General features: G+C 69.2%; 9 protein-coding genes. 3 read left to right on the top strand and 6 right to left on the bottom strand.

The window, feature by feature from the left end:
* Positions 1-142: 142 nt before the first annotated feature.
* The 6 genes from P1J78_RS22725 to P1J78_RS22700 all read right to left on the bottom strand — a co-directional run bounded on the left by P1J78_RS22725 (position 143) and on the right by P1J78_RS22700 (position 6665).
* Entirely contained in the window at positions 143-1285 is a 1143-nt protein-coding gene (locus P1J78_RS22725; RefSeq protein ID WP_275569673.1) for an amidohydrolase/deacetylase family metallohydrolase, read from the bottom strand.
* An 11-nt stretch (positions 1286-1296) separates the two neighbouring features.
* Entirely contained in the window at positions 1297-2724 is a 1428-nt protein-coding gene (locus P1J78_RS22720) for an amidase (protein ID WP_275569672.1), read from the bottom strand.
* Between the two features lie 2 nt (positions 2725-2726).
* Positions 2727-3809: a Gfo/Idh/MocA family protein gene (locus tag P1J78_RS22715; protein ID WP_275569671.1), complete on the bottom strand. Its 1083-nt coding sequence runs from the start codon at positions 3807-3809 to the stop codon at positions 2727-2729.
* 70 nt (positions 3810-3879) lie between these two features.
* Positions 3880-5025 carry an ABC transporter substrate-binding protein gene (locus P1J78_RS22710; protein WP_275569670.1) on the bottom strand — a complete coding sequence of 382 codons (1146 nt, stop codon included), beginning with the start codon at positions 5023-5025 and terminating at the stop codon, positions 3880-3882.
* 39 nt (positions 5026-5064) lie between these two features.
* Positions 5065-5895, bottom strand: coding sequence for an ABC transporter permease (locus P1J78_RS22705; protein WP_275569669.1), 831 nt, complete (start codon positions 5893-5895; stop codon positions 5065-5067).
* Positions 5892-6665 carry an ABC transporter ATP-binding protein gene (locus tag P1J78_RS22700; protein WP_275569668.1) on the bottom strand — a complete coding sequence of 258 codons (774 nt, stop codon included), beginning with the start codon at positions 6663-6665 and terminating at the stop codon, positions 5892-5894. Before P1J78_RS22700 ends, P1J78_RS22705 begins: the two co-directional genes overlap by 4 nt.
* Positions 6666-6845: 180 nt before the next feature.
* Here P1J78_RS22700 and P1J78_RS22695 point away from each other — a divergent pair, with 180 nt between their 5' ends.
* The 3 genes from P1J78_RS22695 (at position 6846) to P1J78_RS22685 (ending at position 10611) form a co-directional block, all read left to right on the top strand.
* Positions 6846-7772: a MurR/RpiR family transcriptional regulator gene (locus P1J78_RS22695; RefSeq protein ID WP_275569667.1), complete on the top strand. Its 927-nt coding sequence runs from the start codon at positions 6846-6848 to the stop codon at positions 7770-7772.
* Between the two features lie 17 nt (positions 7773-7789).
* Positions 7790-9577 carry an NAD(P)/FAD-dependent oxidoreductase gene (locus P1J78_RS22690; RefSeq protein WP_275569666.1) on the top strand — a complete coding sequence of 596 codons (1788 nt, stop codon included), beginning with the start codon at positions 7790-7792 and terminating at the stop codon, positions 9575-9577.
* A 188-nt stretch (positions 9578-9765) separates the two neighbouring features.
* A complete protein-coding gene (locus P1J78_RS22685) occupies positions 9766-10611 on the top strand; it encodes an urea carboxylase-associated family protein (protein WP_275569665.1) in 846 nt (281 codons plus the stop codon).
* The last annotated feature ends 218 nt before the right edge of the window (positions 10612-10829 follow it).

The raw sequence follows: 10829 nt of genomic DNA, 5'->3' as shown, positions 1-10829 counted from the left end.
ATAGCGGTCTTCCCATGATCCACCTCCACATATAGTGAATCACAAACCCTTCCTTATGGGAATCCCCGACTCTGGTTTTCCGCACGAGGCTCTAGAAGATTTTGATTTCGCACGATTTTCTAGAAAATCGTGCTCCCGCGCCCTAAGGCCGCTGCCCTGCCGCCTCCACGAACCGTCCGCCGATCACCATGCCGCGCGCCCGGAGGCTCCGGTCGTAGGCCACCGTCTCGCCCAGCACGTCCTCCAGCTCCACCGGACCGTCCTCCACCGCGATCACGCTGGCCTCGCCGACGCCGCCCACGGCCAGCCGCCCCAGGTCGTCCCGCCGCATCGCCCGCGCCGGGGTCAGCGTCGCCGCCGCGATCACCTGCTCCAGCGACATTCCCAGCGCCATCAGCTTGGTCATCGTCCGCAGAAGATCCCAGGCCGGCCCGTCGATGCACAGGACGTGCACGTCGGACGAGATCGTGTCGGGCATGAAGCCCGCCGCCATCGCCGCCCGGGCCGACTCCCAGGAAAACGCGCCCATGCCGTGGCCGATGTCGAACAGAACGCCGCGGTCCCGCGCCCGCAGCGCGGCGTCATGCACCGCGCCCGCCGCGTCCACCGGGCCGTTCGGGAACGGGCGGAAGCAATGGGTCAGCACGTCGCCGGGCCGCAGCTTCTCGCAGACCTCGGCATAGGTCGGCGGCGCCAGGTCGATATGCGCCATCACCGGCAGCCCGCAGCGGTCCGCGGCCTCCAGCGCCAGGTCGAGCGGCGCGATCCCGTTCGGCCCGGAGGTGTTCCGCCCCACCCGCACCTTGATGCCGACCACGGTGTCGGGGTTGTCCCGCGCGACCGCCACCACATCTTTCGAGGCCATCAGCCGCATGTCCAGGCTCTCGCCCACCATCACCGTGGGCGAGAAGGCGTAGATGCCGGCAAAGGAGATGTGCAGGAAGGACAGGATCCGCACCTCCGCCGGCGCCATCACATGCGCCCGGAAGCCGGGGAAATTCCCGGGCCCGGCGCTGCCCGTGTCCACCAGCGTCGTCGCGGCGCAGCGGCGGGCGTAGTCGTCGGCCTCCACCGACAGCGACGTGCCGCCCCAGTAGACATGGGTGTGCAGGTCGATCAGCCCGGGCACCACCAGCGCGCCGGACACGTCCCGCATGTCGGCCCCGTCCAGCCCGTCGCCGATCGCCGCCACGCAGCCGTCCGCGAAGGCCAGGTCGGTGACGCGGTCCAGCCCGCTGTCCGGGTCGATCACCCGGCCGCCTGTCAGCACCAGATCATGGGTCATCGCGCCGCTCCTCAGGCCACTTGCGGGCGGCGGTCCGCCCAGGGCATCGCCTGCTCCAGCGCCGCGGAGACGGCCAGAAGCCCGGCCTCGTCGCCGCGCCGCGCCACCAGCTGCACGCCGGCGGGCAGGCCCTTCGCCGTGCCGAGCGGCAGCGAGATCGCCGGCTGGCCCGACATGTTGAACGGGAACTGGAACACCGCGTCCGTCCACAGCGCGTTGTAGGCGTCGAGGTCGGTCAGGCTCATGTCGTAGTAGCCCACCGGCCGCGGCGGCTGCGTCAGCGCGGGCGTCACGAAGATGTCGAACGGGTCCAGCTCGCGCGCCACTTCGCGGCCGATCTGGCGCACCTGCTCGACGCGCCCGGCATGCTCGGTGCCGCGCGTGGCGTGGCCGCGCTGGATGATCGCCCAGGTCACCGGCTCGACATCCTCCGCCGTGGCCGGACGCCCGACGAACTCGGCCAGCGCGTCGAACATGCCCGCCGTCTCGACGCAGGTCATGTCGGTATAGGTCTGCCACGCCGCGTCCGCGTCCAGCGCCATGTCGTGCTCGGACACGTCGTGCCCCATATCCTCCAGCGTCGTCGCCACCTGGCGCACCGCCGCCGCGATCTCGGCGTCGATGGCCCGGCCGTCCGGCGGCGTCACGGTGAACCCGACGCGCAGGCGTTCCGGCGCCCGGGACACGGCCGTCATGTACGGCTGTTGCGGCGGCGCGATCCAGTACGGGTCGCCCGGCAGCGCGCCCTGCACCACGTCCAGCCACGCGGCGGTGTCGCGCACGGTCCGCGAGTTGCACAGGAAATACGCCCCGCCGGCCCAGTAGTCCGCGAACGGAAACAGCGTCACGCGCCCCCGCGACGGCTTCATCCCCACCACGCCGCAGCACGAGGCGGGCACCCGGATCGACCCGGCCCCGTCGCTCGCCTCGGCGACCGGGATCATGCCCGTGGCCACCGCCGCAGCCGATCCGCCCGACGACCCGCCCGCCGTGACCGATGCGTCCCACGGGTTCACCGTCGCGCCGTACAGCACCGGCTCGGTCGAGATCGACCAGCCGTTCTCCGGCGCGTTCGACTTGCCCATCAGGCACAGCCCCCCGGCGCGCAGCCGGCGGCTGATCTCGCTGTCCGCCGGGGCGACCAGGTCCTTGAGGTAGCGCGATGCGTTGGTCAGCGGCGCGCCCTCCCACTGCGAGGCCAGCTCCTTCAGCAGGAACGGCGCGCCCGCCAGCGGGCTCGACCCCGGCGCGACCCGCGCGGCGCCCGCGCGGCCGATGTCGTAGAGCTTGTGGATGACGGCGTTCAGCGCCGGGTTAATCTCCTCGATGGCGCGGACCGCCGCCTCGACCAGTTCGGCCGCGCGCACGTCGCCCGAGGCGACGTGCCCGGCCAGCCCCACGGCGTCGGAGCCGCGGTAGAGTGTGTCGATATCCCCCATGCCTAGTCGAGCGTGATCGCCCGCTCTTCCCGGATGCTCTGATCCGCCGCCAGCACGATGCGCAGGCTGTCGACCGCCGCCTCCATCGACTCGGTCAGGTCCAGGTTCTCGCGGATCGCCCTCAGGAAGAGCTCCTGCTCGCGGTCGCACAGCTCCTGGTGGCCGGGCTCGTCCTCCATCGACATCAGGTCGTCGGGCTTCACGAAATGCTTGTCCGGCCCGACCTCGGCATGGTGCAGGCGGATCGCGTCGGTCTTGGTGTGCTTGTCGATATCGGCGCTGTCCGACAGATCCTCGGACTCGCCGCGCGCCTCCTCGTTCGGCACCAGCGACACCGACCCCTTCGGCCCCACGATATCCTTCACGAAGAACGCCGTCTCCGACATCATCGGCCCCCAGCCGGCCTCGTACCAGCCGACGGACCCGTCGTCGAAGGTCACGTGCAGGTGCCCGTAATTCTGCTTGGCCGCCTCGGCCCACAGGCCCGCGCCGATGCCGTGCACGCGCACTGGCTTGGCGCCGGTCAGCTGGCACATCACGTCCACGTAGTGCACGCCGCAATCCACGATGGGCGTCAGGCTGTCCATCAGGTTCTTGTGCCAGAACCAGGCATCGCCCGAGGACTGCTGGTTCAGGTTCAGCCGCATCACCAGGGGCTTGCCCAGCGTCTGCCCCAGCTCGATGAACTTGATCCAGCTGGGATGCACCCGCAGGATATAGCCCAGCACCAGCTTGCGCCCGGTCTCCTTCGCCTTGTCGACGACCGCGCGGGCCTCCTCGTTCGTCGTCCCGATCGGCTTTTCCATGAACACGTGACAGCCCGCCTCCATCGCCGCGATGGCGAATTCGGCATGGGTGTTGGGGTAGGTGTTGATCGACACCGCGTCGGGCTTCAGCTCGGCCAGCGCCGCCTTGTAGTCGGTGAACTGCGGATAGCCCTGCAGCGCCTCGGGCAGCGCCTTGTCCTTGATCGACCGGGCGCAGAGCCCCACGATCTCGAACCCGTCCATGCGGTGATAGGCGCTGGCGTGGCTTGCACCCATGTTGCCCACGCCCACGACGAGAATGCGTACCGGATCGGCCATGGCCCTGTCCTCCCTTCCTTCATGGGCCGGGCGATGCGCACCGCCCGGCCGTGTGCTGATCCCTCGGGTCTCAGATCGCCTGGTCGAACATCGACGCCTTCAGCGCCTCGACATCCACCGCGGCCAGCTCGTCCGACACCTCGGTCGCCTCGGCCTCGGCCTTGACCGCCGCGTGGTCGAAGTCGTTCGCCGGCCCGACCAGCTCGTTGGTGCAGACCTCGGTCGCCTGGATCGCTTCCGAGTTCTGGCCGATCTCGGCGGACAGGTCGAAGAAGGTCTGCCAGCTCGACATGTCGTGCCAGCCCCAGCCCTCGCGCTGGGACATGTCGCCCCGGAACACGTTCATCTGCTGGATGATCGACATCAGCCCCAGCTCGGGCCCCAGGTTCGAGGCCAGCGTCGGGAACTGGTCGAACACTGCCTCGACGGCGGCGGCCGGGTTGTGCTGTGCGAATTCCAGCCCCTTGGCCCAGCCGCGCAGGTACTGCTCCAGGAAGGCCACCTTCTCGGGGTCTTCCAGGTCCGACGCGCGCACCACGAAGGTGTTCGCCGGCAGTGGCGAGTTCTGCACGCCCAGCCAGTACTCGAATTCCAGCCCGGTGCTGATCCACTCGGCCCGCAGCCCTTCCCAGGACAGCGCCGCGTCGCCCTGGCCGGCGGCCAGCGCCGTGCCCCAGGTCGGCCAGCCGGCCTCGACATAGTTGATGGTCGAGATGTCGACGCCCTGCGCCGCCAGCATCGGGTCGACGATCGGCTGCCACGCGGCCGAGCCCAGCAGGATCGTCATCCCCTCCACGCCCTTGATATCTTCGGGCCCTTCGCCGGCCCGGAAGGCCAGGCTGAACGTGTCCAGCGCGCCCATGTGGAACACCGACTTCAGGTCCATCCCGTTCTCGATGGCGAAGGAGAACACGCCGGGGCTGGGAAAGCCCATATCGGCCTGTCCCACGTCCACGAACTTCACCGTCGCGGTGCCGTCCGAGGGTCCGGGCTGCATCTCGACGTCGAGACCGTCGAAATACCCCATCTTCTTGCCGATCCAGAAGCCGTAGTCGTCCAGCACCTCCAGCGTCCCGCGCGGGGAAATCCAGGTGAAGGTGTCCTCGTAGCCCTGCGCCAGGCCGCGGCCGGCGCCAAGGCTCGACACCACCACGCCGCCGGCGGTCACCTGCAGGAACTGCCGCCGCGACAGCCCCGGAATCAGTGCGTTCTTCATTGTCTTACTCCCTGTGTATTCGTTGTGCCGGGGGCGGCCTCACGCCTCCCAGCTCGCCCATTTCTTGCCGATGAGATAAAAGGTGACGTAGATCAGGATGCCCAGGATCGACAGGATCAGCACGACCCCGAAGAACTGCGGCATCTGGATCATCGAGGAATAGGTCGTCAGCCGGTTGCCAAGCCCGAAGCCGCCGCCGACCATCCCGGCGCCGACCGCCGTCAGCAGGCCGAAGATCGCCCCGATCATCAGCCCCACCAGGATCATCGGCAGCGCCATCGGCGCCCGGATCTTCCAGAAGATCTGCAACGTCGAGGCGCCGTAGGACCGCGCCAGCGCGATCTTGTTGGCATCCACCCGACGGAACCCGGTGGCCGAGTTGATCATCACCATCGGCCCGCTCGCCAGCGCCACCGCGATGATCCGCGGCTCGTAGCCGAAGCCGAAGCGCAGGATCAGAAGCGGCACCAAGGCCAGCATCGGCGTGGTGACGAGGATCAGGATATAGGGCGCGATGATCTTCTCGGCGAAGGGGAACTGCGTGATGACGGCGGCCAGCACGATGCCGATCCCCGCCCCGATGGCGAAGCCCGAGAACAGCACGACCAGCGTATGCCCCAGATGCGGCAGGATCAGGTGAAAGTCGCCCACCAGCGCCACGACGATCTCGGACGGCCGCGGCAGCACGTATTGCGGCACCTCGAACCACAGAAGCGCCAGCTCCATCCCGCCGATCACCACCACCGCCGTCGCGATGATCGCCAGGATCTCCAGCTTCGTCTGCCCCGACGAGAAGCTGGAAAGCGATTGCAGCCCCTTGCCGACCCTGCCGCCGACCACCTCGCTGTCGCGCGTCGCCGTGTCCGTCATTCGGCCGCCCTCGCTTGCATTCGGCTCTGTCCGTAGATGTCCGCCTTGATCCGGTAGGTCAGGTCGTAGACCTCCTTGCCCGCCATGATCTCCATCGTCCGCGGCCGCTCGAACGGCACCTCGTAGGTGTTCAGCACCCGCCCCGGCCGCGGCGTCAGCACCACCACCTTGTCGGACAGGAACAGCGCCTCCTCGATGGAGTGGGTGATGAAGACGATGGTCGTATGCGTCTCCATCCAGATTTCCTCGACAAGCTGGTTCATCTCCTCCCGCGTGAAGGCGTCCAGCGCCCCGAACGGCTCGTCCATCAGCAGGACCGAGGGGCGCAGCGACAGCGCCCGCACGATCGACGCGCGCTGCTGCATCCCGCCCGACAGCTCGTTGGGGAAATTCTTCTCGAACCCGGTCAGGCCGACACGCTCCAGCAGATGCGCGATCCAGCCGTGATCCGGCTTCTGGTGCTTCACCTCGAAGGGAAACAGGATGTTGTCCATCAGGTTGCGCCAGGGCAGCAGGTTCGCCTCCTGGAACACCAGCCCGATATCGGGATGCGGCCCGGTGATGCGCCTGCCGTCCAGCAGCACCTCGCCGCTGGTCAGCCCGTGCAGCCCCGACATCGACCACAGAAGCGTGGTCTTGCCGCAGCCCGACGGTCCGACGATGGACACGATGCTGTTCGGCGCCACGTCCAGCGAACAGTCCTTCAGCGCGTCCATCTCGCCATAGCGCTTGCCCGCGCCACGCACTGCCAGCTTCACCTCCGCCGCCATGAAGGCCCCTTCGCACCCCGGAATGACTCGCTTGCGTCAACTGTGTAACTCACTTACATTTCTGTCAAGAAAGATGGGCGGCCGACAGGTGCGCTATATGTTTCAGATAAATGAGTGCCCAATGTTTGTAAGTAACTTACACAATGCATACATTTCCGGCATCCCGAAAAGGGCCCGGGCATGAGCGTCGCGCCCGGGATCGACGAGGGCCCCGCCCCTCATGCGCCCGCGCGCCCCGACATCATCGGCGAGATCAAGGACCGCTATTCCGGCCTGCGCCCGGCCGAGCAGGCGGTGGCCGACGCCGTCCTCGCCGACGTACGCGAGGCGGTGCGCGCCTCCAACGGCGACATCGCCGCGCGCGCCGGAGTCAGCCAGCCCACCGTCACCCGCTTCTGCCGCTCCATCGGCTGCGAGGGCGTGCGCGACTTCAAGCTGCAGCTGGCCCAGTCGCTCGCCGTGGGCGAGGCGTTTCTGGCCCAGGACGAGACCGAGGTCGCGCCGGGCGAACTGCCCCCCTTCTGGACCTCCGTCCTCGGCGAGGCCCGCGCCGCCATCCGCGAGGTCGAGCGCCAGGTCTCGCCCGACGACGTCCTCGACGCCGCCCGCGCCCTCGCCGCCGCCGCCCGCATCGCCACCTTCGGCGTCGGCGGCTCGTCGGCCGCGCTCGCGCTGGAGGCGCAGGTGCGCCTGTTCCGCTATGGCCTCGCCGTCGATGTCTGCAGCGAGCCCTATGTCGCGCGCATGACCGCCGCGACGCTGAAGCCCGGCGACCAGATGCTCGTGATCTCCGCCACCGGCCGCACGCCCGAAGTGATCGAGGCGGTCGAGATCGCCAACCGCTACGGCGCCGGCAGCATCGCGATCACCCGCCCCGGCAGCCCGCTGGCCGACGTCGCGCAGATCGCCCTGACCGCCGAGATCGGCGAATACCCCGACGCGCTGACCCCCACCGCCTCGCGCTTCGCCTTCCTCGCGATCCTCGACGTGGTGGCCGCCGCCACCGGCTACCGGCTCGGCCCGACGGCCCGCGAAAGCCTGCGCCGCATCAAGTTCAACATGCTCGACACCCGGCCCGCCGACGGGCTGGAGCCGCTGGGCGACTGACGACAGGAGGGGACCCCATGAACGACGTCATCGACGACTGGCTCGCCCGCTTCGACACCGCGCTGAGCTCCGGCGACGCGAATGCCGTCGCAGAGCTGTTCGAACCCGGCGGCTACTGGCGCGACCTCCTGGCCTTCACCTGGAACATCCACACGGCCGAAGGCCGCCCCGCGATCCGCGACATGCTCAAGGCCTGCCTCGCCGGCACCGCGCCCTCCGGTTGGCACCGCACCACCGACGCCGAAGAGACCGAGGACGGCACCGCCGCCTGGATCGCCTTCCGCACCGCCGTCGCGACAGCCGAGGGCCGCGTCACTGTCCGCGACGGCCGCGCCCACATCCTGTTCACCGCGATGAAGGACATCGTCGGCCACGAGGAACCCGTCGGCCACAACCGTCCCATGGGCATCGTCCACAAGGCCGACCGCCACCGCGAGACCTGGTCCGAGGCCCGCGCGAAGGAACAGGCCCGCATCGGCCGCGAGGACCAGCCCGAGGTGCTGATCGTCGGCGGCGGGCAGGGCGGCGTCGCGCTCGCGGCGCGGCTCAAGCAGTTCGGCGTCCCGGCGCTGATCGTCGAGAAGAACCCGCGCATCGGCGACAGCTGGCGCAACCGATACCGCAGCCTCGTCCTGCACGATCCCGTCTGGTACGACCACCTGCCGTACCTGCCGTTCCCCGAGACCTGGCCCGTCTTCTGCCCCAAGGACAAGATCGGCGACTGGCTGGAAGCCTACGCGCTGATCTTCGAGCTGGACGCCTGGACCTCCACCTCCTGCGACAGCGCGCAATGGGACGCGGACGCCCAGCGCTGGACGGCCACGGTCACGAAAGACGGCGAGGAAATCACCCTGACGCCGAAACAGCTGGTCTTCTGCACCGGCGCCTACGGCCCGCCCAACCTGCCGGATTTCCCCGGCCAGTCCGACTACCGGGGCACGCTGCTGCACTCCTCGCAATACCACGAGGGCGCGCCCTTCAGGGGCAAGCGCGCGCTGGTCATCGGCGCCGGCTCCTCGGCGCACGACGTGGCGGTGGACCTCTGGGAGGCCGGCGCGAACGTCACCATGTTCCAGCGCCGCCCCTCCATCGTCGTGCGCTCCAAGACGCTGATGGAGCTGGGCTTCGACATCTACTCGCAGGACGCCGCCGACCGCGGCCTGACGGCGGACAGGGCCGACATGCTGGCCGCGTCCACGCCCTACGCGCTGTTCACGGCCAAGCAACAGGCGCTCTACAAGACGATCATCGCCCGCGACGCCGACTTCTACGCCAAGCTCGACCGCGCCGGCTTCGCCTATGACTTCGGCGAGGACGACAGCGGCCTGATGATGCGCGCCCTGCGCACCGCGTCGGGCTATTACATCGACGTCGGCGCCTCGACCCTGATCGCCGAGGGCGAGATCGGCGTGATCGGCAACGACGAGATCGAGTGCCTCACCCCGGAGGGCATCCGCTTCGCCTCCGGCCGCGAGGAACAGGCCGATGTCATCGTCGCCTGCACCGGCTACCAGTCGATGAACGAGGCCGTCGCCCCCATCGTCAGCCGCGCGGCCGCCGACATGGTCGGCCCCTGCTGGGGACTCGGCTCCGGCATCCGCGGCGACCCGGGGCCGTGGCTGGGCGAGCTGCGCAACATGTGGAAACCCACCGCGCACGAGGGGCTGTGGTTCCACGGCGGCAACCTGGCGCTGTCGCGCTTCTATTCCCGCTTCGTCGCGCTGCAGCTCAAGGCCCGGCAACTGGGCATTCCCACCCCGGTCTATGGCCGCCCCGCCCCCTGCCGCGTGCCGGAAGACGCCTGAAGACCGCACCCTGCTTCTTCTCGTTGAAAAATACGCATAAGGCGGGTGGGTCTTTCTGCGCCATGGGGCAGGCGCAACGGACGAGGCGGACAGCGTCCCCCGGGGCGCCCCATGACCGGCTGGACCCGCGCGGCGCAGTCGTGTCTGATCGGCCCGGACCCTGCCGACCCGACCGAACCGGAGCCCGCATGACCCAGCCGCCCGAAGACGCCGACCGCCGCCGCGCCGTGGCCCCGGTCATCGCGTATCCCGAAGACAGCCTGCCGCCCGCCGACCTGCCGCTCTACGCAAGGGCGCGGGAGACCGCGCGCAAGACCGCCGAAGTCGTCATCCGCCCCCGCGACGCCGCCTGCTTTCACGTGCCGGCCGGCCATTTCTTCCGGATCGCCAGCATCGAGGGCCCGCAGGTCGGCGACCTCAACCTCTGGGCCGCGGGCGACCTGTCCGAGCGGTTCTTCTCCGGCAAGACCCGCGCCCTGCACGGCACCCATGTCAGCACCGGCGACCGGCTCTGGTCCTCGTTCCCCTATCTGCGCCCGATGGCCACCGTGACGACCGACACGCTGGACTGGTACGGCGCCGACGCCTATGGCGGACGGGTCCACGATGTCATCGGGACGCGCTGCGACCCCTACACCCACCGCCTGCTCGCGGGTGGCGACTATCACCATTGCTGCCACTCCAACCTCACCCGCGCGCTCGCCGCCGAAACCGGCCTGCCGCTGGCCCGGGCCGAGCCCCATGTCCACGATGTCCTGAACGTCTTCATGTGTACCGGGTTCACCCGCGAGACCGGGCAATACTTCATGAAGGCCAGCCCGGTCCGCCCCGGCGACTACCTCGAATGCTTCGCCGAGATCGACCTGCTGGGCGCCCTGTCGGCCTGCCCGGGCGGCGACTGCTCGGCGGAACATTCCTCGGACGCCGCGGCGTGCTATCCATTGAAGGTGGAGGTGTTCGCGCCGGAAGACGGTGCTCTGGACGGCTGGTCCCCGCCGCCGCGAAACGCCTACGACCGCACGCATGGCGTCTGAAGACATCTGATCAACAGGGCGGAGCCGCGCAAGGGCCGACGCGCGCGGCGGCGCTCCGACTGTCGAGCGGCGCACTTTATGGCTGCCAGATCCGGGCGACCTCCGAGCTCTGCGATAACGTCCACCACAGCGCCGCCGCGTTGGGGCGCGTCTCTCGGGCATTGCTATGCAATGCCCTGCCGACAGGCGATTGCAGAGCAATCGCCGAGAGGCGGCGC

The sequence above is a fragment of the Psychromarinibacter sediminicola genome, from assembly GCF_029168335.1.
Classification (GTDB): domain Bacteria; phylum Pseudomonadota; class Alphaproteobacteria; order Rhodobacterales; family Rhodobacteraceae; genus Psychromarinibacter; species Psychromarinibacter sediminicola.
Note: the sequence above shows the minus strand (reverse complement) of the source record. Positions and strands in the feature narration are given on the sequence as shown.